The organism is Natronosporangium hydrolyticum (assembly GCF_016925615.1).
Lineage (GTDB): Bacteria > Actinomycetota > Actinomycetes > Mycobacteriales > Micromonosporaceae > Natronosporangium > Natronosporangium hydrolyticum.
On sequence record NZ_CP070499.1, the window covers coordinates 5,386,631 to 5,412,319 of the forward strand.

33 protein-coding genes and 1 pseudogene are annotated in these 25,689 nt (G+C 67.9%); 11 read left to right on the plus strand and 23 right to left on the minus strand.

Annotated elements, in window-relative coordinates; translation table 11 throughout:
* Positions 1-27: 27 nt before the first annotated feature.
* The 15 genes from JQS43_RS24470 to JQS43_RS24540 all read right to left on the minus strand — a co-directional run bounded on the left by JQS43_RS24470 (position 28) and on the right by JQS43_RS24540 (position 6,618).
* A complete protein-coding gene (locus JQS43_RS24470; RefSeq protein WP_239676712.1) occupies positions 28-1,098 on the minus strand; it encodes a hypothetical protein in 1,071 nt (356 codons plus the stop codon).
* A 13-nt stretch (positions 1,099-1,111) separates the two neighbouring features.
* Positions 1,112-1,546, minus strand: coding sequence for a hypothetical protein (locus tag JQS43_RS24475; RefSeq protein WP_239676713.1), 435 nt, complete (start codon positions 1,544-1,546; stop codon positions 1,112-1,114).
* Positions 1,547-1,643: 97 nt separating this feature from the next.
* Positions 1,644-1,886, minus strand: coding sequence for a hypothetical protein (locus JQS43_RS24480; protein ID WP_239676714.1), 243 nt, complete (start codon positions 1,884-1,886; stop codon positions 1,644-1,646).
* A 47-nt stretch (positions 1,887-1,933) separates the two neighbouring features.
* A complete protein-coding gene (locus JQS43_RS24485; protein ID WP_239676715.1) occupies positions 1,934-2,188 on the minus strand; it encodes a hypothetical protein in 255 nt (84 codons plus the stop codon).
* A gap of 173 nt (positions 2,189-2,361) precedes the next feature.
* Positions 2,362-2,601 carry a hypothetical protein gene (locus tag JQS43_RS24490; RefSeq protein WP_239676716.1) on the minus strand — a complete coding sequence of 80 codons (240 nt, stop codon included), beginning with the start codon at positions 2,599-2,601 and terminating at the stop codon, positions 2,362-2,364.
* Positions 2,602-2,795: 194 nt separating this feature from the next.
* Positions 2,796-4,016: a hypothetical protein gene (locus JQS43_RS24495; RefSeq protein ID WP_239676717.1), complete on the minus strand. Its 1,221-nt coding sequence runs from the start codon at positions 4,014-4,016 to the stop codon at positions 2,796-2,798.
* Positions 4,017-4,114: 98 nt separating this feature from the next.
* On the minus strand, positions 4,115-4,369 hold the full coding sequence (locus JQS43_RS24500) for a hypothetical protein (RefSeq protein WP_239676718.1): 255 nt from the start codon (positions 4,367-4,369) through the stop codon (positions 4,115-4,117).
* Positions 4,366-4,881 (minus strand): hypothetical protein, encoded by a 516-nt coding sequence (locus JQS43_RS24505; RefSeq protein WP_239676719.1) that lies wholly within the window; start codon positions 4,879-4,881, stop codon positions 4,366-4,368. Before JQS43_RS24505 ends, JQS43_RS24500 begins: the two co-directional genes overlap by 4 nt.
* A complete protein-coding gene (locus JQS43_RS24510) occupies positions 4,874-5,182 on the minus strand; it encodes a hypothetical protein (RefSeq protein ID WP_239676720.1) in 309 nt (102 codons plus the stop codon). The genes JQS43_RS24505 and JQS43_RS24510 overlap by 8 nt, the downstream gene beginning before the upstream one ends.
* 65 nt (positions 5,183-5,247) lie before the next feature.
* Positions 5,248-5,445: a hypothetical protein gene (locus tag JQS43_RS24515; RefSeq protein ID WP_239676721.1), complete on the minus strand. Its 198-nt coding sequence runs from the start codon at positions 5,443-5,445 to the stop codon at positions 5,248-5,250.
* Between the two features lie 9 nt (positions 5,446-5,454).
* The gene (locus JQS43_RS24520) at positions 5,455-5,601 is read right to left on the minus strand and encodes a hypothetical protein (protein WP_239676722.1); all 147 of its coding nucleotides are present in this window, start codon (positions 5,599-5,601) and stop codon (positions 5,455-5,457) included.
* Between the two features lie 52 nt (positions 5,602-5,653).
* Complete coding sequence (locus tag JQS43_RS24525) at positions 5,654-5,950, minus strand: WhiB family transcriptional regulator (protein WP_275580972.1); 297 nt, start codon at positions 5,948-5,950, stop codon at positions 5,654-5,656.
* Entirely contained in the window at positions 5,934-6,122 is a 189-nt protein-coding gene (locus JQS43_RS24530) for a hypothetical protein (protein ID WP_239676723.1), read from the minus strand. The genes JQS43_RS24525 and JQS43_RS24530 overlap by 17 nt, the downstream gene beginning before the upstream one ends.
* Positions 6,122-6,274 carry a hypothetical protein gene (locus JQS43_RS24535; protein WP_239676724.1) on the minus strand — a complete coding sequence of 51 codons (153 nt, stop codon included), beginning with the start codon at positions 6,272-6,274 and terminating at the stop codon, positions 6,122-6,124. Before JQS43_RS24535 ends, JQS43_RS24530 begins: the two co-directional genes overlap by 1 nt.
* A gap of 74 nt (positions 6,275-6,348) precedes the next feature.
* Positions 6,349-6,618: a hypothetical protein gene (locus JQS43_RS24540; RefSeq protein WP_239676725.1), complete on the minus strand. Its 270-nt coding sequence runs from the start codon at positions 6,616-6,618 to the stop codon at positions 6,349-6,351.
* A gap of 388 nt (positions 6,619-7,006) precedes the next feature.
* Between JQS43_RS24540 and JQS43_RS24545 the strand changes: the two genes are divergently transcribed.
* The 3 genes from JQS43_RS24545 (at position 7,007) to JQS43_RS24555 (ending at position 9,709) form a co-directional block, all read left to right on the plus strand.
* Positions 7,007-7,846, plus strand: coding sequence for a sigma-70 family RNA polymerase sigma factor (locus JQS43_RS24545; RefSeq protein WP_239676726.1), 840 nt, complete (start codon positions 7,007-7,009; stop codon positions 7,844-7,846).
* Positions 7,839-8,693, plus strand: coding sequence for a protein phosphatase 2C domain-containing protein (locus tag JQS43_RS24550; protein ID WP_239676727.1), 855 nt, complete (start codon positions 7,839-7,841; stop codon positions 8,691-8,693). The genes JQS43_RS24545 and JQS43_RS24550 overlap by 8 nt, the downstream gene beginning before the upstream one ends.
* 179 nt (positions 8,694-8,872) lie before the next feature.
* Positions 8,873-9,709 (plus strand): hypothetical protein, encoded by an 837-nt coding sequence (locus JQS43_RS24555; RefSeq protein ID WP_239676728.1) that lies wholly within the window; start codon positions 8,873-8,875, stop codon positions 9,707-9,709.
* Here JQS43_RS24555 and JQS43_RS24560 read toward each other — a convergent pair.
* The 4 genes from JQS43_RS24560 to JQS43_RS24575 all read right to left on the minus strand — a co-directional run bounded on the left by JQS43_RS24560 (position 9,706) and on the right by JQS43_RS24575 (position 13,442).
* Positions 9,706-10,155, minus strand: a complete 450-nt coding sequence (locus JQS43_RS24560; protein ID WP_239676729.1) for a DUF488 domain-containing protein — start codon at positions 10,153-10,155, stop codon at positions 9,706-9,708. The two genes, JQS43_RS24555 and JQS43_RS24560, sit on opposite strands and share 4 nt — an antisense overlap.
* A gap of 261 nt (positions 10,156-10,416) precedes the next feature.
* Complete coding sequence (locus JQS43_RS24565; RefSeq protein ID WP_239676730.1) at positions 10,417-10,677, minus strand: hypothetical protein; 261 nt, start codon at positions 10,675-10,677, stop codon at positions 10,417-10,419.
* Positions 10,678-11,016: 339 nt separating this feature from the next.
* Positions 11,017-12,579 (minus strand): hypothetical protein, encoded by a 1,563-nt coding sequence (locus JQS43_RS24570; RefSeq protein ID WP_239676731.1) that lies wholly within the window; start codon positions 12,577-12,579, stop codon positions 11,017-11,019.
* The gene (locus JQS43_RS24575) at positions 12,576-13,442 is read right to left on the minus strand and encodes a bifunctional DNA primase/polymerase (RefSeq protein WP_239676732.1); all 867 of its coding nucleotides are present in this window, start codon (positions 13,440-13,442) and stop codon (positions 12,576-12,578) included. The genes JQS43_RS24570 and JQS43_RS24575 overlap by 4 nt, the downstream gene beginning before the upstream one ends.
* A gap of 259 nt (positions 13,443-13,701) precedes the next feature.
* On the opposite strand from JQS43_RS24575, the gene JQS43_RS24580 reads away from it, so the two are divergent.
* On the plus strand, positions 13,702-13,980 hold the full coding sequence (locus JQS43_RS24580) for a hypothetical protein (RefSeq protein WP_239676733.1): 279 nt from the start codon (positions 13,702-13,704) through the stop codon (positions 13,978-13,980).
* Positions 13,981-14,264: 284 nt separating this feature from the next.
* Here JQS43_RS24580 and JQS43_RS24585 read toward each other — a convergent pair whose 3' ends face one another.
* Both JQS43_RS24585 and JQS43_RS24590 read right to left on the minus strand, forming a co-directional pair.
* Positions 14,265-15,467, minus strand: coding sequence for a tyrosine-type recombinase/integrase (locus JQS43_RS24585; protein WP_239679565.1), 1,203 nt, complete (start codon positions 15,465-15,467; stop codon positions 14,265-14,267).
* Entirely contained in the window at positions 15,464-16,588 is a 1,125-nt protein-coding gene (locus JQS43_RS24590; RefSeq protein WP_239676734.1) for an ABC transporter substrate-binding protein, read from the minus strand. Before JQS43_RS24590 ends, JQS43_RS24585 begins: the two co-directional genes overlap by 4 nt.
* Positions 16,589-17,560: 972 nt before the next feature.
* On the opposite strand from JQS43_RS24590, the gene JQS43_RS24595 reads away from it, so the two are divergent.
* Both JQS43_RS24595 and JQS43_RS24600 read left to right on the plus strand, forming a co-directional pair.
* Positions 17,561-19,171, plus strand: a complete 1,611-nt coding sequence (locus JQS43_RS24595) for an ISL3 family transposase (protein ID WP_239676735.1) — start codon at positions 17,561-17,563, stop codon at positions 19,169-19,171.
* 188 nt (positions 19,172-19,359) lie between these two features.
* Positions 19,360-20,238: a phosphotransferase enzyme family protein gene (locus JQS43_RS24600; protein WP_239676736.1), complete on the plus strand. Its 879-nt coding sequence runs from the start codon at positions 19,360-19,362 to the stop codon at positions 20,236-20,238.
* On the opposite strand, the gene JQS43_RS24605 is transcribed toward JQS43_RS24600, so the two are convergent.
* On the minus strand, positions 20,235-21,551 hold the full coding sequence (locus JQS43_RS24605; RefSeq protein WP_239676737.1) for a helix-turn-helix domain-containing protein: 1,317 nt from the start codon (positions 21,549-21,551) through the stop codon (positions 20,235-20,237). The genes JQS43_RS24600 and JQS43_RS24605 overlap by 4 nt on opposite strands.
* Positions 21,552-21,795: 244 nt before the next feature.
* On the opposite strand from JQS43_RS24605, the gene tgmA reads away from it, so the two are divergent.
* The 3 genes from tgmA to JQS43_RS24620 are packed head-to-tail and all read left to right on the plus strand — an operon-like array spanning position 21,796 to position 24,229.
* Positions 21,796-22,125, plus strand: coding sequence for a putative ATP-grasp-modified RiPP (gene tgmA, locus JQS43_RS24610; protein ID WP_239676738.1), 330 nt, complete (start codon positions 21,796-21,798; stop codon positions 22,123-22,125).
* Positions 22,122-23,078, plus strand: a complete 957-nt coding sequence (gene tgmB, locus JQS43_RS24615) for an ATP-grasp ribosomal peptide maturase (RefSeq protein WP_239676739.1) — start codon at positions 22,122-22,124, stop codon at positions 23,076-23,078. The genes tgmA and tgmB overlap by 4 nt, the downstream gene beginning before the upstream one ends.
* Positions 23,075-24,229 (plus strand): methyltransferase domain-containing protein, encoded by a 1,155-nt coding sequence (locus tag JQS43_RS24620; RefSeq protein ID WP_239676740.1) that lies wholly within the window; start codon positions 23,075-23,077, stop codon positions 24,227-24,229. The genes tgmB and JQS43_RS24620 overlap by 4 nt, the downstream gene beginning before the upstream one ends.
* Before the next feature lie 129 nt (positions 24,230-24,358).
* Here JQS43_RS24620 and JQS43_RS24625 read toward each other — a convergent pair.
* Positions 24,359-24,685, minus strand: a pseudogene (locus JQS43_RS24625) (glycine--tRNA ligase subunit alpha); the annotation flags it as partial.
* A gap of 99 nt (positions 24,686-24,784) precedes the next feature.
* Here JQS43_RS24625 and JQS43_RS24630 point away from each other — a divergent pair.
* Complete coding sequence (locus JQS43_RS24630; protein WP_239676742.1) at positions 24,785-25,396, plus strand: DDE-type integrase/transposase/recombinase; 612 nt, start codon at positions 24,785-24,787, stop codon at positions 25,394-25,396.
* A gap of 39 nt (positions 25,397-25,435) precedes the next feature.
* Positions 25,436-25,603 carry a hypothetical protein gene (locus JQS43_RS24635; RefSeq protein ID WP_239676743.1) on the plus strand — a complete coding sequence of 56 codons (168 nt, stop codon included), beginning with the start codon at positions 25,436-25,438 and terminating at the stop codon, positions 25,601-25,603.
* The last annotated feature ends 86 nt before the right edge of the window (positions 25,604-25,689 follow it).

The window sequence follows — 25,689 nt, forward strand, 5'->3', positions numbered from 1 at the left end:
GCCCGATCGATGCGGCCGACGCGCCGCTCACTCGCTCCGGACGAACTCCCGGCTGCCGGCGTCGGGGTGGGCGTCGTACTGCTCCTTGACGCCCATGTGGGACTCCAGCACCGACTGCGCTGCGCGCCAGTTGGCGGCAGCCTGCTGCTGCGATTCCATGGCCTGGTGCGCAGCTGCCACGGCAGGCCCGGACACCCCGTTGGAGGCCAGGCTCGCGGCCCACGCTTCAGCCTCGACGGCGTTGGTCTCGTTGGCCTTTGCCATGGCGGCGGCGTAGTTGATTGAGGTGGTCAGTCCGGTTGCCTCTGCCATCGGTGTACCTCCTGTGGATGGTGGTTGGTTGTCCCGCCCCGGCTGGTGCTGGTGCGGGTTCGGCCCGGCCCCGGCGGCCGGACCGTGGTCGGTGTCGTTGTCGGTGACCCACCGGTCGCCGACACGGCGAGCATCAAGAACCCGTGTTGGTTCCTTTCCGCTCTGGTCTGGTGTCTGGTTCGGTTTCTGGTCGGCGTTGTCGTGTGGGCGGTGCTGGCCGTCGGTGGCCGGCTGCGGATCCGGCCCAGCCGCGGCACCGGGCCGGTGAGGGTCGGTGCCGCCGTCCGGGCCGGTAGGTTCCCCGGCTGGTGGGGTCTGCTCCGGTCCACCCGGCCGGCTCTGGGTGGGCGGCTGCTCGCCCGGCTTTCCGCCTGGTCCGGTACCCGGGTTGTCGGCAGGTCGGGCGTGGGACTGCCCCTGGTCGCCACCTTCGCGGCCGCGAGGGTTATGCCGCTCCTCCCACCGGCCCCACGCGGCCTCCCACCGGTTTCCGACCGCGTGACGCAGCCGCGACCAGCGCGAGGTTCCATCACCTCCGCCGGTTGCGCGGGCCTCGCGTTTGGCTTCCCGGCGAGCGCGGGCGTCCTGCCAGGCATCCGAGTACAGGTCGGCCAGATAGCTGCGGGCGCCGTACCGGCCGGAACCCTTCCGGCCCCCGCCGCGGCCGGAGGTGCCGTTCCACCGCGGCGGGGCGTGGCCGCGGATCGCCGCTGCGCAGTCGACCACGCCCTTGCGGATCATCCACCAGACGATCCCGGTGAGGATCAGCAACTCCAAAGGACTCATCGGCGGCGGCTCCCTATCCCAGCGAGCCGAGCCAGCCGGCCAGGGTGGTCATGGCCTCCCCGGCCGCACCCAGCGCGGTGTCGGACATGCCGATGTAGACCCCGCCGACGACCGCGAGCATGCTGGGCAGCGCCAGCGCGATCCACGGCGTGGCGATGTGGATCGACCGGTCGCGCATGTCGACCACGATCCAGGTCACCATCACCGCGATGACCACCACCGGCACGCTCACACCGAACAGCCGACCGGTCCCATCTCCAGCGGCGCCGCCGATCATCCCGCCGAGCCGGCCGAGCATCTCACCTACCAGCCCGACCCCGGCGATACCGAACCCGGCCACCAGCATCAGGCACACGATCAGCCGCGAGCCCTGCCACTGGTGGCGCCACATCACGGTCAACGCGACGGACAGCGCGATCACCGCCACCGCCGTACCCGTAAACGTCATCTCAATCTTCTCCTTCGATCAATGTCATGGGGGATGCCCGGCCGCCGGGGAGCCGGCCGCCGGGCATCACAGGAAGGGTTGGCCACCACTCGGCCCGTCAGCGCACCTCCTCCGGCACGCGGGCGAACTCTTCGGGCCGCAGGTGCCAGGTCTCCACACGACCGACGCTGCGCCGCTTGGACGCCTGGACGATCTCGGCCTTGACCGCCCACATGCTGTCGGTCGGCGGCGGATCCGGGTGGAGGAGCCGCACCTCAATGACCCGGATGACCGTCAACGTCTTGAGGAAGATGAGATGGTCACCCGGCCTGGGTGTGTCCGTGCCGCGGAGGTCGGACACCCGCCCAACGGGCAAGCGCAGATACCTGCCTTGCTCCCTCCGCCGGCTCATGAGCGCACCGCCATCCACACCACCACCGCCACCAGGGCGGCGGTCACCGCGCGGGACGGGCGGGCGACCAGCCAAGCGGTGTAGTGGCACACCAGCGTGACCGGCACGGCGATCAGCCGGTACCACCACACCCCGCACCGGCGGGCCGGCCCTTCCGGGCCGGTCCAGCCGCCCCGGGCGGCGTAGCGGGCCATCGCCGCCAAGGACGCGGGGCGGTGGGCCCACGGCTCCGGCGGACGAAGCTCGCCCACCAGACGCTGCCAACCACCCCCGCGAACGTCACTGTCGGTAGTGGCTGGCGGTGCGGTTTCAACCGCGCTATTCTCGCGCGCACGCGCGCGTGCACGGGGGCGCGTTGGGGCCTCCTCGGCGGGTTCCGCACCCGAAACCGCACTGCGGGATGCGGTATCACTGTCAGTAGTCACTAGCGGGGTCCTTTCTGTCGGGTGGTGGCCCGGTCAGCGGCCGAGACCAGCGCGTCAACCAACTCGCTGGCGAGCATCTCGGCCTGGTGGGGTGGCAGTTCCTGGATCGCGGCGCGGGCATACCCGTAGGCCACGCCCAGCCGCTCCGCCGGGGTCTGCGCCCGGCCCATCCGGGTAATCAGCAGTGCGCGGCGCCGCTGCGCGCGGGTCTGCGCTCGGCTTGGACGGCGTACCGCCACTTTGTCCTCCTTCGACTTGGAAAAACCGGCGTGGCAGGCTCGCGGCGACTGCGGGCCTGCCACGCTCAAGGGGGGTTGGGGTCGGGTGGCCGGGAAAGGTCTGTCCGGACAGATCCGCGTTCGCAGACCGTGCCTTGTTCACCCGCATGTCCGGACAGCTCTGCTCGGGCGGGGGTGAGTCACCCGTGGGTGAGTCAGGCGACCGGCACCGGCGGGGTGTCGCCGCGCGGGTCCGGCGGCGGGGTGAGGCGCCACTGCGCCGCACGGCGTATGCCGGTGGCCGCGCTGACTCCCCCAACCGCCGCGAGCTGGCGACCCGACGCCTGCCCGCTGGTCGCGTGCCACAACCACGCCATGCGGGTGTCGCTGTCGTCGCTAACCGTCTTGGCCTGCGCGAGCAGTGAGTCAGTGACTTCCGGGTCGCCGCTGGCGGCGGGCTGGGGTCGCCGCTGGCGCCGCGCCGATGCCTTCCCCGCCGGTGCGTCACCGGGCGGGATAGCGTGCGGCGGTGATTGGCCGGGCTCTGGTGACTCACCAGAGGTCGGGTGGCTCATCCACTCGTCCGGCACGTACAGCGGTGACTCACCCACCGGCGGCGCATCCGGCATCGACGGTGACTCATCCGTTGCGGTGTCGACTGGGGCGGTCACAGCCGGCGCAAGCCGTGCGGCCCACCCGGCGTAGTCGGCCCGGCCGGCTAGCTCAGCAGCGATCCGGTCAAGGTCCAGGGTCGACACGGCGATCTCGGCCATGCGGGGGTCGGCCTGCTCAGCCCGAATCGCCGCCCCAACCGCGGCCGCGATCGCCGGGCGGCGCCGCTCGGCTCGTAGCTCCAACTCCGCAGCCCGCAGCGACTCGTACAGCCCGAGGCCACGCTCACGGGCCAGCTCGGCGGCCCGTGCGGTCAGCAGCGGGCGGCGCAGCCGCCGCCACCAGCCGTAAGCCGGGGCGATTTGGGCGAGCTGCCCGGCGGCACGCATCGCGTCGCGGCGCCGCATCGCCATGTGCGCCATCGACAGCAGGTAGGCCGCTACCGACAGGCCGCCGAACGCGGCGACCACGTACGGGTCTCCCCAGTGGCCGACCACGATTACGCCGGTCGCCAGCACCGCCACCGCCGCCGAGAACACCCGCAGTACAACCGCCCGCTCACCAAGCCGCATCCGGTGGTCAGCCATGACCGCCAGCACCACAGCCAGCAGCTCCAAAGTCAGCGCGAACGGCGCCACCGCACCGATCCGCCACCCCACGTGCAGGTCATCCGACCACGGCAGTTTCTTCAGCGCCACCCACGTCTGGCCTATCACCGCGGCCGCCGCGGCCGTGGCGTAGAACGTGAACGCCAACCGGTGTATCGCTTCGGTCGACAGTGTGCCGGCCGCCGCCGCACCCTGCGTTGTGCTCTCCTCTGTCATGTCTCGTCACCTCCCGGCGGCAAAGGGCCGCCGTGTCGTAGCAGGACCAAGACACCCGGCCAGGCGGCCGTAGCCGACCCAGCCGGGCGTACCTGGTGTCACGCGGCGCGCGCCACCTCGTGCGCGGTCAGATCCCGGTAGGCCACCGGCAGGGGCAGGTCGGGCCGCCGCCCGGCGGCCGTGGCCGCGTCCAGTTCGGCCACCAGCTCGGCGCCTCGCTCGTACAGCTCGGCGTCGGAGTAGCGGGCCAACTCCGGGTGCCGCGCGGCCGGCGGCGGCCCGAACTCGGCCATCATCGACCGGGTGGTGGTCCACGACCGGCCGGTCAGCAGCTCGTACAGGGTCTCGATCACGTCGCACTCCTCACAGCGGTCAGCAGCAGCACGGCGCCCGTGGCGGCCACCGCCAGCGGCCCGGCGACCAGCCCGGCCAGGTGCCACCAGTCCGGGCGGTCCAGCCGCAGCCACGGCGCCGGCTCACCCTCGGCCAGCTCGGCCCGCTTGTGGTCCAGGTCCAGGCACGCCCAGCACAGGGGCACCGGGCGGCCGACGGGCGGGTAAGTCATCACAGCGATCCCACCGGGGCAGATCGCGCACCAACCACCGGCCAGGGCGGCCTGCCGACGGGCCCGCAGCCATACCAGCAGCTCGGCGCCGACCCGTACAGCCACCCACACCAGCAGCGCGACGCCGCCCACGGTGGCCAGCGGATAGCTATGCTCAGCCAGCCACGCCCGGGTCTCGGTGCGTGGCTGCTCCAGCTGCTCGGCGAACACCGTGGTCAACACGATCCCCGCCAACCCGACGCCGGCCATCCCCAGCAGGGCAGCGAAGGCGCGGTCCACTGTCTGACTCGGCTTACTCACCACCGCTCACCTCCCACGGCGCTGAGGGGGCCAGCAGGTAGGGCGGCGGGGTGTGCGCCACCAGCGCCCACAGCAGCGCGTCAACCGCCTGCGGAGGCAGATCGGTGGCCACCCGAGCGCCCGCCCGTACCGACACCAGCGCCAGCTGGGTGCAGTCACCCCGCCGGCTGATCTCCAGGTGCGTACGCGGGGTCACCGGGATGGTGGTCACCGGAGAGGTTTCCTGCTCCACCACCGCCGGCACCGGGCCAGGGTCGAACGTCGTCGCGGTATCCTGACCGCGACCTGTACCAACAGCCATCTTGTGGCTCCAATCAGGTCAAGACGCGCGGCCGGATGCCGCCGGCCGCGCGTCGCTTTCGGTTTCTAGCCGAGACTTCGCAGGTAATCGGCGATCTCCGCCGCCGCCTCCCGCTCCAAACGCAGGCTCAGCCATTCCGCGTAGCAGGGGCGGCCACGGCCACCCGATCGCTCGAACTCGACACCGCGGCGGCACCGGTACCGGTCGCCGCGCAGATCCGCCGGCCCGCCGCAATGCGGGCACTCCGTCTCCGTGTCCTTCATAAGTGCTCCTCACATCAACACCAGGACAGCGGCCACCACGACAGCGCCCAGCAACAGCAACGGCGCCAGCCGACGCAGCACACCCAACACCAGCCGGGCCACCAGCACCGCCAGGACCAGGACACCGACGACCACCAGCACGTCATCGAGGGCCATCACGCCACCCACCGGATAGCGGACTCTTGCCCGTCAGCCGCACCAACGGCGCTCACCGGTCCGCCTCGCCGACGAACTGGCGGCGCAGCCGGCGGCGTTCCCGCTCCGACATGCCACCCCAGACGCCGTGCCGCTGACCGGTGGCCACCGCCCAGGCCAGGCACTCGGGCCGAACCTCGCAGCGTTGACAGATCCGCTTCGCGTCCCGCGGAGAGCCGCCAGGGTCAGGGAAGAACGCCTCCGGGTCGGTCTGCGGGCACAACGCCTTCGACCAGTCCGGCGCCGGGACCACCGGCGCCGGGTCGGCCAGTTCGACCAGCACCGCCGCCAGCTCAGCCTTGGTGGTCATCACGGCCGCCACGTTTGGCCGGGTGCGCTTCGACGTAGACGCGCACCTGGCGGGAGTCTCCACGGTTGGGGTACGGGTTGGACACCTCAACCACCGAAAGCCGCGGCGAGGCAGCCAACGCCGTCACCGCCGCCTGGCACTCCGCCGGGGTGCCCATAATCCGGACCTTCATCACAGACCACCAGCCATCCGCGCCAGCTCGGCGTCCAGGCTGGCCAGCTCGGCCGCGATCAAGTGCTCCTCGGCCACCAGCGCGGCCAGCTCCGAATCGCTTGGGCCTTCCAGACCCGCCAACGGGTCCAGGTCGAAGTCCACGTAGAACAATTTGGTCACCTCCAGAAATGCCGAAAGGCCGGGCGGTCGCCCGGCCTCTAGATCCATATGAAAGCGGCGTGCTGCTACCTCATCGATGGGTTACGCTCCGCCAACCGCAGCCGCGCCAGCCATTGCTCCGGCTGCTCATCGACCGTGATCCGCTGCCCGGAGCCCGGACACCGGGTGCGTCCGTCGTCGGCGCGGTGCGGACGCAGCATCCCGCGCTCCAACAGCCGCCACCGACCACACACCGCACAGGCCACCTGCACAGGCTCACCACGACGCAGGCTCACCCGGCTGGGAACCATCCGGCTCGTCCGCAGCGGCGGCCGCCGATTGTGCCGCATATTCACCTCCAAGATCGTGTACGTTCCCCACCCGTCGCCGACGGATCCGGCGGTGACGGACGGGCAGCGCACACAACGCTGCGGTGCTGCACTCATTGCCTACCCGGGGACCAAGCCTCCGCTCCGGCGTTACACCGGCCTCCCTGCTGATCGGGAGGTGGGCGTCAACCCAGGCGCGGCACCCGCAGGCGCCGCACGGCAACGTGCCCAACACCTATGAAGTTCGTCAAGGAACAGGACGGCTACGCCCAGCGTTCCCGCTATGTCCCCTGCAAGGGGGGATTGCGGGTAACCTTAGGCAAGGGGGGCTTGCTATGTCAACCCCCTCTAGCGCAGAGGGTCTAGCGCAAGACGGGGTAGCCTGCGACGAGATCAGGATGGGACGGTGGTCGCGGTGGACCAGGAGATTGACAAGCTGGCGGAACTCGCAGACCCGACGACTCGAGCCAAGGAGGCGGGAGACCTGCTGGTCCGCCACCAGCAGATCGTTGGGGAGCTGTCGCGCATCCGACGCGAGGCGCTCGAGGAGCTCGCTGCTCAGGGGATGACGCAGACCCAGATCGCTGAGCTCCTCGGCACCACCCGCGCCCGCATCGGCCAGATTCTCTCCAGCGGCCCTCGCCCGGAGCGGGCGTTGCTTGGGTTCGGCACCCTGACGGTGGCTCTCGGCGGAAAGATCGAGGGCGACAAGCAGAATCCCGGACCGGTCGTGGCGCAGGAGGACTTCGTCGCCTACGAGAACCTGCGCGACCTCGCCCAAACGGTGGGCCTGAGCACCAGATACGAAGTGATCTCGGCGGGCGGCGCCCTCAACGTCAACCGCGAAGGGCTGATCGTCATCTGTGGCCCGCGACTCTCCTCGATGATCGCCCAGATTCTCGCCAGCGATCCGCACCTAGCGTTCGAAGAAGACGACAGTGGCTGGTACCTGGTCGACAAGCAGGCCGGCAGAATCTACCGGTCGCCGATAGATGACGGACAGTCGGCCGACTACGCGTACCTCGGTCGCCTCCCCCGGCTTGACGGCCGCGGGAGCTTCCTCTACATCGCCGGCATCCACGCCGCCGGTGCCGCGGGCGTCATTCACTACCTCGCCAATAACCTCGCCGACCTGTACCGGGAGGTCAAGAAGCGGCGGTTCTCAACGCTCATCGCCTGCACCTTCGATCCGAAGACGCGAGAGGTCGAATCCAGCGAGATGCTGACTCCGATCTACCGCCCGGACGGTGCCTGACGTGTACATCTCCACGGCGACAGAGGCCGGCGACAGCGGCCAGAACGAGGACTGGGTCGGCACATGCCCGACCGCCGTAGTGGTTCTGGACGGTGTCTCAGCACCCCCCGGAACGTCTACGGGATGCCGCCACGGCACTGCGTGGTACGTCAACCAACTCGGCTCGCGGCTCCTCCTCCACCTGGCCGGAGACGATCTGACACCGGACGCCAGCCTCTCGGCAGCCATCCGCGAGACCGCGGACGCCCACGCTGGCACTTGCGACCTGAGGCACCCCGGCACGCCCTCGGCGGCGGTTGCGATCCTCCAACTCGGGCCGGAGGAGATCACCTACTTGGTGCTGGCCGACACAGTGGTCGTGCTCGACGTCGACGAGAAGCTAACGGTCGTCACTGATGACCGCGTGACCAGGGTCGCGGCGGATGCCCACACACGGACGCAGCGCCACCCTGTGGGTTCGCCTGCACATATCGAGGCGGTCGCCGAGCTCTCGCGGACTCAACGGCTCTCCCGCAACCAGCCAGGCGGCTACTGGGTCGCTGGCTCCGCACCGGAGGCCGCGGACGAGGCAATCACCGGGAGCGTGCCGCGACGCGGCTGCCGGAGGGCAGCAGTACTCACCGACGGGGCTAGCCGGGTGGTCGACGGGTTCGGTCTGGCGACATGGGAGGAGTTGCTTGATCGCCTCGTCTCCGCCGGGCCCGCCGATCTCATCGCGTGGACCCGCAGTGTGGAGCGCGATGACACGACCGGGGAGCGCTGGCCCCGCTACAAGGCCAGCGACGATGCCACGGCCGTTTACCTGAATCTCGAAAGCCGTGACGACAGCGGGGCAGCTGGGACATAAGTTCCACACCGGTCGGAGGGCTAGGGGTGCGTGCCCAAGCGGTGGACAGCGCGGCGGCCGGCACCGCGAGTACGCCCGTGACCGCCCTAGCCGCAGCACTGGCGCCGCGTCGCGCTGTGTGACATCCTCATATCATCTTGTAGTGTCGTGATTACTCCCTTCCCCCTCGGGAGGACACCGTGGCGCAGCCCTCGTTGTTCGACCAGGACTCGGAACCGATAGCGAAGCCAGTCAGCGACGGCGTCGTACGGTTGCGCGTACTGATCACGGTCAAGGCAGCACCGAACCCCTCAGAGTCCTATGGGGAGACCGTGTGCGTTGCCGGCCTCCGTCTGGATCAAGCGCGACTGGGCTGGGTGCGGCTATACCCGATCAACTTCCGGGCTCTGACCAGCAGCGACCAGTTCAAGAAGTATGAGGTGGTAACCGTTGACGCTGTCCCCGCTCGCCAGGACCAACGTCGGGAAAGCTGGAAGCCTCATCTACCCACTCTCAAGAGGGAACAGTTTCTACCCCCGTGGAGGGCCCGGCGCGGCTTGTTGGACCCGTTGATCGAAGAATCCATGTGCAGGCTCAACCGGGCCGCGCGCGAGGACGCGAACTCCCAGTCGCTGGCACTGGTGCGACCGCGGCAGGTCTATGGTCTATCGGTCACCCGCCATCCGGGATGGACACCCGAGCAGCAGCGAAAGATCGACGCGTACGCCAACCAGCCTGACCTGTTCAACCACGAGGACCCGACACCGCTGCAACCGCCCCGCTTCCGCGGCACGTACCACTACCTCTGCCACGACGATCAATGCCGAGGGCACAAGCAGGGGATGCTGGACTGGGAGTTCGTCGCCCTACAGCTCAAACTCCAGGGCGGCGCGGATGACGCACTCACCGCACAGCTACAGACGAGGTTTCTGACCGAGATGTGCAAGCCGTCCCGTGACGTGGCGTTCTACGTGGGCAACCAGGCCAGACGACCTCACGTGTTCAGCGTGCTCGGGGTGTACTACCCGCCGCGCTAGACCGCCGCCCGCCCAGCCAGCGCCTCGATCACCACATCCCGGTGGCACCTTTGCTGATCGGCCTCGTAGCACAGCAGCGCCACCAGCTGCTTCTCACTCGCCGCCGCGATGTCGTCAAGTGCCAGGGCCGAATTCGGTTCCTCCAGCAGCGCCCTATACACCGAACGAGCTGCCGCAAGCTCACTAGCTGAGCCGGTGAACCCTGCCCGGTTGGGCCGTGGGTTGCCCAGCTCAGGGCGATGCTCGTAACAGATCCCTGCGCTGGCCAGCGCTCGCGCCAGCGCGGTCTTGCTGAACCCCGACTTGCGGGAAAGCGGCGTCAATCGGACATCTACTACCAACGACACCCCTATCCGGCCCAGGTCATCGACGAACTCGGCTGAGGGTCGCTGCTGGTAGCCCACACCGACCACGCCTCGGGACCTCGTAGCCACGATGCCGCTCACTGGATCAACCCCTTTCACGCTCACCGACCGTGCAGTAATACTATGCGCTCCGTAAACCGACATTCGGTACGCCGATGACCATCGAACAGGTCACCCACGTGCTTCCTATCTCACCGGGACCCTAGCGCCCGGCCCCGCTCCCGCCTCGCGCTGGTTGACGCCACGAGGGCCGCCCCATACGGCCCGCCGGATGGGTGGGCGAAGTTCCCATTCATCTAATCCCTGCTTGGGCGCCGGCCACGAGCAGGCAGAAACGGGGAGTCAGGGGTGGTCCGGGCCGCCGGGTGCCCGCCGGCAGTCGTCGCATCCCCGGTGCATGGGGGTGGCGCTGACCAGCCACCACCCGTGGACGGTCACTAGCTCGGCACGCCGTGCTGGTTCGGGCTGGTCGAGCCCGGCCTGGATCTGGCGGGCGGTGGCTTCGATCTGGGCGGCGCGGGCGTGGTCGCCGGCCGCGGTGGCGGTGCGCCACTGGTCGCGGAGCACGGCGAGCCGGCGCCGGAGATCGCCACGGCTGGTCATGGTCACCTCCGCTCGAAGTGAAGAGACGGGCTGCACCCGGGCACGGCCGGAGCGAATTCTCAGACCACCTGGAACCAAACCCGCAAACCCGCAAACCCGCTTGATCTTCAATGAACAGGCCCTGAACTGGGGTGTTGTCTGGTGGGATGATGCGGGTTTGATGCGGGTTTGCGGGTTTGCGAAGTGACGAACCGATCACTCTCGGGTTTGGTCAGCGATCTGCGGGTTTGTTGCGGGTTTGGCCAGACCCAAACCCGCAAACGTTGCCGCAGGTCACAGGTAGGTTTTGAAGATCAGGCGGGTTTGCGGGTTTGGTTCGGCGAGTCTGAGCCATGTTCGTCAGCTGGAGACCTTGACGACCGACCACACCTGGCAGCGGCGGTGGCTGTCTTTGCGGCAGGTGAGGGCGTAGTCGCCGTGTGGGCGTCCGATCTGTCCCCGCAGCCGCCGGCCGAGCGACTTTACCGTTGGTAGCCGACCGGCGTCGTCGGTGATGAACCGGCCGTCCCACCGGTCGACCGGCTTGCCGTTGAGGTAGTCGATCTCCGCCGCGACACGTAGCTCGTTGGCGGTCAGTTCCCGGTCGCCGTAGAGTTCGGCCCACCGGGCTAGGAACACCACCCATTCCTCGTCTTCGTCGTCCAGCTCCCGCACCACTTCGGCGTTATCGAGGAACCCGCGGATGCCGTGGTGGTTGAGGAACCCGCCGGTGGCCGCGGCCCAGGTGGTGAACTGCCGCATCGTGTGGGTGGACCGAGGTGCGCCGTGGGCGATCCAGTCGACGGCCAGGATCAGCAGGTGGCGTAACAAGGTCACCCGGTTGTCGGGGTCTTTGATCCACTGGTCGAGGTTCGGGATCGTGAAGTTCGTCCGCAGCTCGGGCCGGGGCATCTTCGGGTCCAGCCGGACCAGCACGGTCCGGGTGGCCATGTCCCCACCGATACGCAGGTTGTTACCGGTGGCCAGCCACAGCCGGTCGTTGGCCGCGGTGAACGTGCGATTGCTGCCCAACGTGCGGTCCGACCAGGACGGCGAGGTCAGCAGCTGCGCCAGCACCGGCGAGTCGATCGCCGTACCTTCCTTGAGGTTGTCCCACACGATCACCGCCGCCGCCGAGCCGAGCATGGCCGTGATGACCTTCCGCAGCTCGGCATCGTCACGGCCCCAGGTCGGGGTGTTCTGCCCGTAGAGCAGACCAATCCCCTCCGTCAACAAGGTCTTGCCTGACGACTGGGTGGTCGCGGAGACCATCCCGAACGGGGTGATCGTGCGCAGATAGGGCCGTAGGATCTGCGCGACGAGCAGACCGACGTAGTTGGCCTTGTCCGCCTCGGCCACCCACGGGAAGTCACCGAGGAACTCCCGCAGCACGAACCGCCGCGCCGCGATCACCTCACCGCGGCTGGGCCGGGTCGGGATTGTCGGCACGGTCACCTTCGGCGCCAGGTACAGCCCGGTGGGCTCGTCGTAGCCGGGGCTCTGGAGCAGGCTGCCGTCCGGTCGCAGCACCGGCGAGCCGACCACCCCATACAGCGGCCGGACCCCCGGCCACCAGCGACGCGAGAGGATCGAGGCCAGCACCCGCGCCGGAGGCAGCCAGGGCACATCCGCAGTGGAACCGTCATCCTTGGTCTGCCGGCGGAAGGTGTGGGTGTGGTGGGCGAGCAGCCTCGTGAGGCTGTCCACCGACAGGGTTTCGGCCCGCACCGGCAGCGGGCTGCCGTCGCCGGCGGTGTCCACATCACCCGAGACCTGAGACAGCCCGACCAGCGCCCCGTTGGTGACATAGACGTCCGGCAGGATGCCGTCAGCGATCGTTTGGGTCAGGGTGCGGATCGTGGAAGCCGCATCCCCCAGTCGGATCTGCGGCAGCTCGTCCGCGTCGGTGTCGGTATCGATCACCACGTCACCCCTTCCGCTTCAAAGCCGCCCGATATCGCCCGGCGGGTGTCTCTTTCGGACTGGCCAGCGTCGTATCCGGCCCTGGTCAGCGCCGCGACCGCAGCGCCGCTCGTGATGGCCCCGGCGGCGACCATCCGGGCGGCACCACGCGCCGCGCCGTAGAGAGTCACCCGGCGGCGGCCTTCCGGCGCACGAGCCACGGCGTCCAGGTGCGCCGCCAGGAGCCGATCCGGGTAGGAGATGCCCTCCGCGCTGGCGGTAGCCGGGCGGACAGGCTCACCCCTGGTTTGCACCGACAGTGACGGAGGCAGGCACGCCTCCGCCAGCGCGGAGGGCATCTCCACCACCTCCCGCGGGCGATCGGCCCACACGTACCGGCGGCCGGTACGGGGATGCGCCGAAGGTGGCACGACCACGTAGCCGCCATCACCACGCACGTCGACTCCGGGGGCGATCCGACTCGCCGAACAGGGGACCAGCCGGCCTGGCCACCGGTACCACAGGTGCCACCCACCCGAGCCGGTGACCACATGAGCTGTCGGCGGGGCCAGGCCCCTGCGGATCAGCGCAGCGAGGTCGCCACCGTTGCCGGGGTCGATGTCAATCACCACCACCCCGGAGGGCTGTCCGGTGCGGACCGCCAGCAGCGGCCGAGGCACGGCCGCAAGCATCGCCGCGATCCGCTCCGGGTCGCCGGTGGCGGCGTAGAGCCCGTGGCACAGCAGGCACGGGCACGCCTGCCGATCGTGGTCGGCGTCGCGGCACCGGTCGCAGTTGGCCACCGGCCGCTTCGAGGAAGCCAGCGGGAACACCTGGTGCCCAACGGCAGCGTGCCGCAACGCGGTGGCGAGCACGTCACCCACTGCGTTTCCTCCTTCCATGACAAAGGCCCTGGTCAGCGCACTGACCAGGGCCGAACGACAACGACCTAACGCGATTGAATCAAGCTGTATGCAGGGAAAACGGCCTCAGAGCCACGGAGAGCCCTCGAAACCGCGCCGCCCACCCCAAAGTAGGGACGACGCCCGAATGTGCATCACCGCCGAACGTAGGTACAGCTACTGCGCGGCCTCCACGCCACCACCTACGCCGGCTGGCGGAACTGCGATACGATATGCATCTATGACAAGCCCTCAAGGCCCGATGCCGGCGCCGCCGTTTCCGGATCCTCAATCAGCGGTCCTCAAGCTGGTCATCGACAACGCGATCAATGCGATGCGCTCCGGCGAGGCGACTGCCGAGGATGCGATCCTCCACGCCGCCGTGCACGGCTGGTATGAAGGTCATATCCAGGGCGAGGATTCCTGCCATGGGTGCGACTTCCGCGGCGAACTGTCGAAACAGGAAGACCGTGACAGCGCTGTGGAGCTTGGGAGAGATCTGGGAGAAGATCTTGCCTGAGAGACATCCGGACCGCTGGTCATAGCAACGCAGACCAACGCTCTGACCTGCGCCTTCGTCCACAGAAGGACGTGCGGATACGGCACGGACCTAATTCGGGACGAAGAGGCCGTGGGTTCAAATCCCGCCACCCCGACCAAACCAGCGCCCTGACCAGCAACAATGCGGTCAGGGCGTTGACTTTTGTCTATTGAATTCTGAACCGCCCCTCGAAAACCCCCCATAAACGCGGTAAGGGAACCAGGTCCGCCAGGCTGGGGGGTTGTGGGCTGCCCGGTAGGTGCCTACTCGGTTGACCGCGGGCGGCGGTCCCCGCTGAGATCGCTGGCCGCTCGTTCGGCGCTGAGCTGCTCAAGGATGTCAGAGACATCGGGCGCGAGGGCGGGCTTGGCTATGTAGTACGTGTTGGTGACCTCCTCGCTGGCGTGTCCAAGTTGGGCAGCGGCACGCTTGGCGTCAGCTTCCCTGTCGATCAGTGTGGCCACGGTCTTACGGAAGGTGTGCGGAGTGACCCAGGTGAGATCGGTCGCGGCCCGGGCCTGCCGCCATTGACGGCGCACGTTGTTCGTGGACAGCCAGGTACCCCTCCGGGAGGCGAAGATCGCGTCGTGGGCATTCTCGGCGGCCACGAGCTTGCGCCCCATCAACACAGCGACCGCGAACCGCGGCAGTATGACCGTCCGATAGCTGGCGTGACTCTTCGTCCACTCCTGCCGGAAGAAGCCCTTTCCTTTGACGTAGACGATGGTTCCACAGATCGTGAGGGTAGGGCGGTCCGCGCCGAGGTCCAGGTCTTCCCAGCGGAGAGCAAGAATCTCGCCGATACGGGCCCCGGTAGCGAGCATAAGGTCGATGATGTCGGCCAGGTCGCCGGTATGCCGTGGCCCCGGCTTGCCGGGTTCAGGTTGTTGCCAGTCGCGAATCGCGGTACGGACGGCCTGGAGGTGTTCCTCAGTGAGGGTGACCACCTTGCGGCGTCGTTTGCGGAGCCGACCGGTGTCCCGTACAGGGTTGGTCGAGACCGCGCCGTGACGCACCGCCAGCGCGAACATCTGACTCAGGACGATCTTGGCTGACCTGGCTGCTGCCGGACGCTCCTTGGCTATGTCACGGAGGAATCGATCCAGGCGACCGACGCTGGCTTCCCGCACCCGCAGGTTGCCAAGGGCAGGCACCACTGCGGTGTTCAGGCTGGTCTGGTACCGCTGGATGGTCTGCGGTGCGAGGCGCTCCTCCGCGGTGATCTCTTCGATCCACAGCTCGGCGAGCTTGCTGATGCGCGTCTCACGGTTGATCTCATCGTCGGTCGGGCTGCTGCGATCACGGAGCTTGATCTTCAACGCTCGGGTGGCAGCAGGACCCGTTGTGTCGGTGGCTTCCACGTCGCGGGTGGTGCCGTCATAGTCACGAAACCGTGCTCTGGCACGGTGCCGGTTCGGGCCGACCTTCTCGGTTCGGATCTTGCCCCCGGCGCCGGCAGGCGTCAGGTAATCACCGCTCCGTGAAAGCGGGGGGAACTCACCACCAGCTGCGTGCTCTCCAACGCATCCCGCAACCCGATACGCTCGACCCCACCGGCATCAGCGGCGGCAGCCAGCACATCCAACGCATCAGCGCTGTAGACAGCGTGACCGTGAAAGTTTCCGTGGTTGGTCACATAGGTCTCGAACCACAGCCGCCGGGTCACTCGATGCGGCAACGACGCGATCACCTGATCGGCCACCAACGTCTCCACGAACAGTGCCCGTGCCCCATCCAAGGCCTGCCCCGGTGGCCCAGAGATCACCAACTCGCCGACCGCGGCCGGATCCAGCCACAACTGCCCCTGGAAATCGGCCTCCACCAGCGCCAACGCGATCTCGCCGGACAACACCGGGGTCGAGGTCCACACCACCACCGCATCCGGGCCCGGCTCGACCGGCCCCGGAACAAACACATCCACCGGCGGCGGCGGTGTCCACGCGGCAACCCGTGACACCGCCTGCCCGAGCCCGTCGCCGGCGACCGGCTCGTCGATCACCAACTCGATGTCGTGCACCGCCAGCGCTGCCGCCAGCTCCCGCGCACCATCCGCCCCGTACTCGTCGTCGGAGGTCAGCACCCCCACGGTCGCCGCCCCTGCCCGAGCAAGCTCCAAAGCCATCACGTCGGCGGCGCCGGACGGATGCGGAGCCAGCTGAAACACGAAGCGACGTGCCTCCACCGGCTCGGCCACCCCGGTCGAGGCAGCCAACACCACCACCGGCACCCCCAGCTCGTCGATCACATCCACCGCGCCCAGCGCACACTCAACGCAAGCACCGGCAACCACCGCGGACACCTCACTAGCGGCGAAGCTCTCCACGTTGGCCACGGTCGTCGCCGGGTCTGACCTGTTGTCCAGAACCCGCAGTTCCAACCGCGCCTGCCCGGCCTGCTGCCGCTGCTCATTCACCTGCTCCAGCCGAAGCAGCAACGCCCGGTGATGCACCTCGTCCAACTGCTGGGACGAACCCGTCAACGCAAGATCCACACCGATCAGCATCGGCGCCGGCTCCCGGGCATCACCAAACACGCCGCAGCCGCCGAGCGTCACCACCACCACACTTAAAACCGCTGCGATGCTCAAGCGCCGAAGGTGGGAGCGGGGGGTGGCACCGGCACCAGCCGGCACATAAGACAGCATGAGAAGACCTCCACATCTGGTTGGGGGTGGACCGGTCCCGGGGCGCTCAGGTCTTTGGCGAGAACGGCGCCCCGGGGCCGGGGCAAAAGAGCTCCGCGCCGCCGTCACGACGGCACGGTCTAAAGAAGAGGTCTACGGGCTCAGCGGCCTCCCCAGAACTGGCCGGGGTGACGGTTCGGAGGGCAGCGACCAGGCCACGAACCGGTCGAACAGCTCCGTCACCGTCAAGTCAGGCCGATCACGAACTGCCTGCTCCAACATCTCCCAGGCCCGTTCCCCAAGGTCAGCACTGAGCCCGTACCGAACCAGCAACTGCTCACGCGCCGCCCGACACGGATACGGCAAACCGCAAAGGCCGCAGTCCCAAGCCGGACGCAGCGGCTCGTGCACCACGAAACCCCTTGTCAACAGCCGCTTCACGGTCAGCTCAGCAGCCCGCGTAACCCCAGCCATCACCCGCCACCCCCCGACTGATTTGGCGCCGGCCGGACCATGACGTACAACGCAGGGACCGTGTCCGTAAGCACCCCCCGCTCATCGCCCCGGTGGTAATCGACCAGCACAGCCCCATCCGAGGCCGCCCGAACCGTCCCCGGGTTCCAGGCCCCATGCCGATGCACCCAAACCGCATCACCCGGCTTATAGCTACCGGCCACCGGCACCTGATCCCGATCAAGCGGATTCACCACTGGTAGGTCCACCATCGCTTCCCCGATAGAGGTTCAACTCCGTACCTGCGCTCTTCGTATCGGCCACCTAGCGGGATGATCATCGGAGGACATCCGCGCTCGCAGACACTGATCAGCCGCGGCGACCGGCGCTTATGCCTCGTAGCCTGCCGCCAGCTGTCAAGGGCGGGTGAAAGTTGGCTCTGGCTCAAGTTCCGTGATCATCTGGAGTTGATCATTATCGTCTGTGCCCTCTGTGGAGAACGTTGCGGCGTTGCTGCCGCACATGGCGCAGCTTCGGCTGGAGCGGATCTGGCTCAAGGCCGGTCGGGTGCGCATCGAGGCGGCCACGACCCGCGGCAAGGCCGAGTGCCCCGGGTGCCGGGTGACCTCAGGCCGGGTGCACAGCCGCTACCAGCGTCGGCTGGTCGACTCGGCGATAGGTGGCCGAGAAGTGCTGGTGACGCTGCGGGTGCGCCGATTCTTCTGCGACCATCCCGACTGCGAGAAGAAGACCTTCGTCGAGCAGGTCCAGGGCCTCACCTCGCGGCACGGGCGGCGTACCGCGCCGGTTGAGCGGACCGTGCAGGCAGTTGCGATGGCGTTGGGTGGGCGGCCCGGTGCCCGGCTGGTTGAGCAGGTCGCGGCGCCGGTGAGCCGTTCCACGCTGCTGCGGGCGATCCGCAGAACGCCGGACCCGCAGGTAGCGACGCCGCGGGTGCTGGGGGTGGACGAGTTCGCCAAGCGGCGGGGACACCGTTACGCCACGATCCTGATTGATGTGGAGACGGGCAGGCCGGTGGATGTGCTGCCCGACCGGGAGGCGGACACGTTCGCCGCCTGGCTGCGTGACCATCCTGGTGTGGAAGTGATCTGCCGGGACCGGTCAGGTGGCTACGCCGAGGGCGCGGCCACCGGCGCCCCGCAGGCGGTGCAGGTGGCAGACCGGTGGCATCTGATGCATAACCTGTCGCAGGCGGTGCGCAAGGTGGTCACCGCCCACCGCCGCTGCCTGCGCACCGCGCCGGCTACCCCACCTGCCGAGCAGGCGCCGTCGCCACCGCTGGGTGAGCAGTCGGGACTGCCCCCGGCCGCCAAGAGTGAGGGCAGACGGGCCAGCAATGCCCGCGCCCGTCACGCCGCCGTGCATGAGCTGTTGGCGCAGGGCGTGGCGCTCAGAGGGATCAGCCGCAGGCTGCAGATGAACGTCAAGACCGTGCGCAAGTACGCCCGCGCCGAGCATCCTGAGCAGCTGATCGCCCCGAACCCGCCTACCGGGCGCGACGTTCTCGGCGCGTTCAAGCCCTACCTGCAGACTCGAATCGAGCAGGAGCCCGAGATCGGCAACCAGCTGCTGTTCGCCGAGATCCGCGGCCGGGGCTACCGCGGCAGCCTGCGTACCCTGCGCGAGTATCTGGCACAGATCCGCCGCCCGGTGCCCGCGGTGCCTCCGGCACCCGTGGTGCCTTCCGCCCGGCAGATCACCGGCTGGATCATGCGCCCGGACGACAAGCTCGATGAGGACGACCGGCTGGGGCTCAAGACCGTCTGTCAGGCATGCCCGGAGCTGGCCACGCTGACAGAGCTGGCGCAGGAGTTCAATCAACTGGTCCGCACTCGCAGCGGCCACCGGCTGGAGGAGTGGATCAACAAGGCCACCAGCAGCGCATTCCCGGAGGTGCGGGGCTTCGCCAAGGGCCTCTACAGCGACTTCGACGCGGTCAAGGCCGGGCTAACCTTGCACTGGAGCTCCGGCAAGGTGGAAGGCGCCGTGACCCGCATCAAGATGATCAAGCGGCAGATGTACGGCCGAGCGAAGCTCGACCTCCTCCGCAAGCGGATCATCGCTCCACCATAGACCCGGCCGGGAGGCGATCACGGAACTTGAGCCAGAGCCATTTTTCACGCGTCGTTGACACCAGCATGCAGTGACAGTGAAGGGTCTTGGTGGTAGCTGCCATCCAGGCAGCGGCTGCTACCAGCTGGCCGCGTACCGGACCTGCACCCGACTGGCCAGACGTGGGCGCACCCGGCAGCATGGTTGGCATGTGGGAGCAGCGGGCGATGTCGGCGGCGAGGAGAGCGGCCACGGCGAGAGGCTTGGATTCGGGCGGTTCCCGGATGGTACGTGTGGGAGAGAACGCCGTTGTCCACCTTTCTGCAGCCGGCGTGATGGCCAAGGTCGTCCCAGACGAGGGCCTGATCGAACTGGTTCGGCACGAGCTGGCGGTAGCGCAATGGCTCGCCTCGGCCGACGTGCCCGTGATGCAGCCGGTGGCGGAGGAACCAGTGATCATCGACGGCTGTGTCGTAGCGCTCTGGGAGTACCTTCCAGAGGCTCGGTCGGCAGACCTGATCACTCTGGCGCGTTTCCTCCGTCGTCTGCATGCTGCGCCGATCCCGGACTCACCTGCCTTGCCCTCGGTCCAGCCGTTCTCGCGACTCCAGGAGCGGCTGACGTCGGCAGTGACCCTCAACGCGGCTGACCGGTCGTTCCTTGCGGCGCTGGGCAACCAGCTCAGCGAGCAGTGGAAACAGGCCACCTTCGATCTGCCAACCACGGTTGTCCACGGCGACGCGCACATGGACAACCTGCTCGTGACCGACGGAGCAGACGGCAGACTCGCGTTCGTCGACCTAGAGCATGTCGCTGTCGGGCCGCCAGAATGGGACTTGACGCTGACGGCGCTGTACTACGAGTGCGGCTGGTTTACAGCAGACCAATACAGGAGTTTCACCGGCGAGTACGGCTTCGATGTACGCATGAGCGCCGCGTGGCCCGTGCTGCGTGGCATCAGGATGCTGCGGATGACGACCTGGCTCGCCCAAACCGCCGCCGACTACCCGGAGCGCCAAGCGCAGTTAGAGCATCGCATCGCGAGCCTTCGTGACGATTCTGCGCCAGCCGGTTGGACCGGCTTCTAGCTACCGACGCTGGCCAACTCCCGCACGTCGACTCGGACCTTGGCGACGTGGTCGAACGTTTCCCCAGTCGTGGGGATCTCGCTCAGCGACGCATCCAGGATGCGGAGATCATCGGTGATCCGTCGTGACGACACTTGGCGAGCATCGTTGATCCCGCTCTCGGCTGCTGAGCACGCCTCCTCCGGGTCGCCGAAGCGGGCCTTCAGGCAGGCAATCCGGATCATCGTCAGCGCCCTGGAGCGGTGGGCATCGAGAGGATGGGTGGTGTAGGCCGTTTCTAGCCGATCGATTGTTGCTGACCCAATCAGCTGGTCGCCGGTGGCCATGGCGAGATCGAACAAGGCATGACCGGCATCGCCCAGCACCTGCCCCTCATCGGCGTAGTAGCTCCACGCCGGATCGTCGGCGCTAGCGGATGTGCAAACGGCGAAGTGCTCGTCACACACGCCAACAGCTCGCTGGCATCCCTGCCGATCACCGATCCGGCCGAGGGCGCGAGCCTCGACGATGCCGATCACGCACCGCCCCAATGGCGGGAGATGGCGCCAGGACAACCGGGCGAGGTCGACGATTTCTAGCGCCGCCTCGTCGGCCCGAAGGTATGCCAGCTGCCTGCTCATTGTGGTAGCGGTGTGCGTGCGCTGTTGAAGATCACCTGCTTCGCCAGCGAGCTGCAGGGCGGCGAGGAGGTACCGTCGTGCGGCGTCATCTTCGCCAGCGTCGAAACTGGCCCAGCCGAGCAGATCGCCGAGTCGCGCGGCTGCGGACTGCCACTCCCTGCGCAGGTCATCGGTCATCGACGCTGTCCGCGCCGCCCGACAAGCCCACTCGAACTGGCCGCCCATAGCCGCGCGTACCACACCCCCGCCGTATTGGTGATCCCATTGCTCGAACACACTGATGCTGCTGCGCAAGGCGGTGACGTGCGGATACTCCAGTTTCGCGGGCGTACTCGCCAACACGGGCGAGAGGCCCAGAAGCTCGCCCTCAGCCACCTCCGTAGGCAACATCCCGAACCAGGCTGCCCCGGCGAACCGAGTTAGCGACTGATCCGGGTCGGCACCGAGGCGGTTAACGATCTTATGGGTAGCGACCGGTTCCGCAAAGTCCCGTTGCTCGCTGGACTCGGCCACGGCAAGCGCGATCAGCTCGCCTTCGGCATCTAGGACCTTGTCCAAACGGGCTGCCGTGGCTTGTGACGGATTCCTCCTACCGCTCTCCATGTCGGAGATGTGGGGGTGTTTGCACGGCACCTTGCTGGCCAGGCCCCTGAGGGACAGGCCGCGGGCGACGCGCAACTCGCGTAGCCGCACGCCAAAACGTGAGTCGGGTGCGGTGTGGCAAGCCATTCCTCGGCGCTCCCAGGTAGCGGGCTGGGGCGGACCTACCGGCCGCTACTCCGGCGGCCCGCCTATTCATCTAAATCTACTCTTTGCCCAGCCAAGAGTCGCCGACCTAGATGGTAGCTACCACCTGAGCCATGGCGATCTCGCGGTGACCAGCCGTACGCTGCCGGATACAACCAGACATCAAACTGCACACTGCAAGGAGGTACTGATGCCCACAGCACCGGATCCACTGGTCGCCGCTTCCGAGCGGTTCGCGCTCGGTCGTCCCCGGTTTGCCCCGGTCGACGCCAGCGACTCGGCCAGCTCGTTGCGACCGTTCGGGCTTCGCTTCGCCACCGCACCGCTGCCTGCCCCTGGGCTGGATCAGGCCGACTGGTCGATATGCCCCGACCGCCAGATCGCCATTCATCCCAACGGCGCGGACATCCTGGACATGACCCAGCGGACCACCGGCCCCTCGGGCGACGGCAACAGTGGGGGCGGCGCGGAGGAGTGGGGCCCCGACAACCACCACGACGACGGAGGCATTCCGGCGTGACCGTGCTGGTGCTCACCGAGCAGATCGACCCGACCGCCGACCAAGTGATCGCTCTGCTCAACCAGCGTGAGGTGCCGGTGCTGCGCGCGGACACAAGCTGGTTCCCGAAGTGCCTGCAGGTGGCCGGCGAAATGGTCAACGGCGAATGGGTTGGCCAGATCCGCACCCAGCACCGGCAGGTCGCGCTGAGCGACGTCCGCGCAATCTGGTACCGGCACCCCACCGGGTTTGAGTTCCCTGAGGGCATGTCCGCCGCCGAGCGGCGTCACGCCGCCTACGAGGCGAAGTTCGGCCTTGCCGGGGTGCTGTGGTCGCTGCCGGTGCAGTGGGTCAACCACCCGGCGCGGCAGGCCGACCTCTACAAACCCACCCAGCTCGCGGTCGCCTCACGTTGTGGGCTGACCGTGCCGGACACCCTGCTTACCAACCGTCCAGATGTGGTGCGCAGGTTCGCCGCGCACCATCCGGCCGGTGTCGTGGTTAAACAGCTCGGCTTCGCCTCGATCGCTGAGGAGGGCGGTCGTCGAGCCCTGTATACCCACCTACTCAGCGGCCACGACCTTGAGGACCTGGCCGGTGTTGAGCACACGATGCACTATTTCCAGGCATACATACCGAAGACACACGATGTTCGGCTGATCGCCGTCGGCCCACATCAGTTCGCGGTAGCGATCCTGTCCGGCTCTGACACTTCCCGAGTCGACTTCCGGGCTGACTACGCCTCGCTGTCCTACTCGGTCGTTCCGATCCCGTATCAGGTGGCGAAAGGGGTCGAGGCGTTCATGGACCACTTCCGCATCTCATACGGAGCCTTCGACTTCGCCGCGGACTCCGATGGATGCTGGTGGATGTTGGAATGCAACAGCGTCGGCCAGTACGCATGGCTCGAAGATGCTACCGGCCTGCCGATGTCCGCCGCGGTCGCCGACCTATTGGAGAAGGGACCCTCATGATCGACTGGGAGCGGCTGGCCAAGGAACTCGCCGAGGCAGTCGCCGCTGACGTCAACCTAGAGGCGCCATGGCGGGAGGCGATCACACGCACTCCACGACATCACTTCGTTCCCCGCTTCTGGGACCTCGACCAGAACAACAACCCCACCGAACTGGTTGACGGTGCCCACCCAGACCATCGGGAGCGGTGGCTAACCGCTTGCTACCGCAACCAGGTGCTAATCACCCAATGGCACGGACAGCGCGGACGTCGGATTATCACCAGCTCAGCGTCGATGCCCTCGCTGGTTGCCCAGATGCTCCAGACACTCGATGTGCACGACGGCAACCGGGTACTGGAGATCGGCACTGGAACCGGATACAACACCGCGCTGCTGTGCAATCGACTCGGCCACGCGGCCGTAGCCTCGGTGGACATAGACCCGCTGCTGGCCGCCGAGGCCCAGCAGCGCCTCAACCGGCTCGGTTACCAACCGGTCGTGGAGGCCAGCGACGGGGCGAACGGGCTGCCGAGCGCAGCGCCCTACGACCGCATCCTGTCCACATGCTCCGCCGCCACCGTCCCCGCTGCCTGGATTGACCAGCTCACAGATGGCGGATTGATCGTCGCTCCCCTCACCTACGGCGGCGCCCTGGCAGTCCTGCGCAAGACCGCCCTTGGCGAGGTGTCAGGTCACCTCGCTGCCGAGCAGGCGTACTTCATGCCGCTGCACGCGGCGGGAGAGCCGATGCCGAACGGCTTCGTCCCGGATCTACCGCAGCTAAGCGAGATCGGCGCCTCACACGAGGCCACCACCGCAATTCCGCTGAAGCTCTGGAACAACCCGGACTGGCGGCTGTGGCTGGCGCTTCACCTCCCGCACGGCCACATCGCCGATCTGGTCAACGAGCATATGGACCGCACAGGCGCCATCGTCTACACCGCCGACCGCCGGGCACAGGTCGATTATGCGGCCGCCGAGCCAGGGAGGTGGCCGGTGACCCAGGACCGAGACCGCCTCTGGGACACCGTCGAGGCCGCCTGGCAGTCGTGGACGCGTTTCGACGAACCAGACCGCACCCGTATCGGGATCACTGCCCGCAGCGACGGACAACAGTGGGTATGGATAGACGAACCCGACCAGCCCGTACCTGTGCACCGCGAACGCTAATTTGACGTTGACCAGGACCGGGACACCAGATCATGACCATCGCCCGTGATGCGCGAGCGCAGGGCTGGTGGAGCACCTACGCCACGCGGATGGGCCCGCGCCAAGCCTTGTAAGAAGCTGCGCTCAGCCCCACCGGCAGCCATAGGCACCGATGTCAATGCCGAGCGCGGCGAGGCTGCCCAGGTAGAGCTCCTGGGCGGCACCTGGTTCGGGTTTGAGAATGACCTGGAACTGCGTGTGAGTCTGGATCCGGTTCGGGTTCTCCCCGTATCGGGCATCGTCGGGACTCACGCTGGGTTCAACGTACGCCACCCGCCACGGCTCAGGCCCCAACACTCGGAGGAACGTGGCCGGGTTCAGCGTCTCCGCACCTACCTCGGTGTTCATGGGCTGCACCACCAGGCAGCCACGCAACGGGCATGCACGCTGACCGGGACTGCGCGGGCGACCTACTATCGGCGGGCCAAGCCGGTCGGGCCGCGGCACGGCCCGTGGCTACCGCGCACCCCGCCGCCCCAGACCCTCAGCACAGTTGAGCGCCAGCGGGTGCTGGCGGTGCTGAACTCGCCGGCCTACGCTGATCTGGCGATTCCGCAGGTCTGGGCTCGGGAACTCGACGCGGGCCGCTACCACTGCTCAATGTCCACGATGTATCGCATCGCGCGGGCGGCCGGGCAGAGCCGGGAACGGCGGCGGCTGGCGTCGCATCCACCGCGGGTGCGTCCGGAGTTGGTCGCGACCGGGCCAGCTCAGGTGTGGTCCTGGGATATCACCGCGTTGAAGGGTCCGGTCAAGGGCGTCTGGTACCGGTGTTACGTCGTTATCGACATCTACTCGCGTTACGTCACCGGGTGGCTCGTCGCCGCCGGCGAGGACGCGGTCGTGGCCCGCGACTTCCTGGCCGATGCGATCGCCCGTAACGGGATCGAGCCGCATACTATCCATGCTGACCGAGGCGGGGCCATGGTGTCGAAACCGGTATCAGAGATGCTCGTCGACCTCGGTGTCCTACGGTCACATTCCCGGCCCCGGACCTCGAACGACAACCCCTACTCCGAGGCCCAGTTCAAGACCATGAAATACGTGCCGGACTTCCCCGCAAGGTTCGGGTCTCTCGCCGACGCGAGAGCTTTCTGCGACGGCTTCTTCACCGCTTACAACCACTAGCACCGACATTCCGGGATCGGCTGGCACACCCCAGCGTCGGTGCACTACGGCACCGCCGAGCAAATCCGCCAGCAACGCCAGACCACCCTCGACGCGGCCCACGCCGCCCACCCCGACCGGTTCAACCGCCGGCCCCACGCACCGAAACTGCCCGACCAGGCCTGGATCAACCAGCCAGCCCAGCAGCAACAGACCGTCTCAGTTTGACTTGACAACTACCGGGGCGCCTGCGCCAACATCTGCGAGCACTGCCCCAGCTTCCACACCGACGCCAGCTCATTGCCCATCCTCGC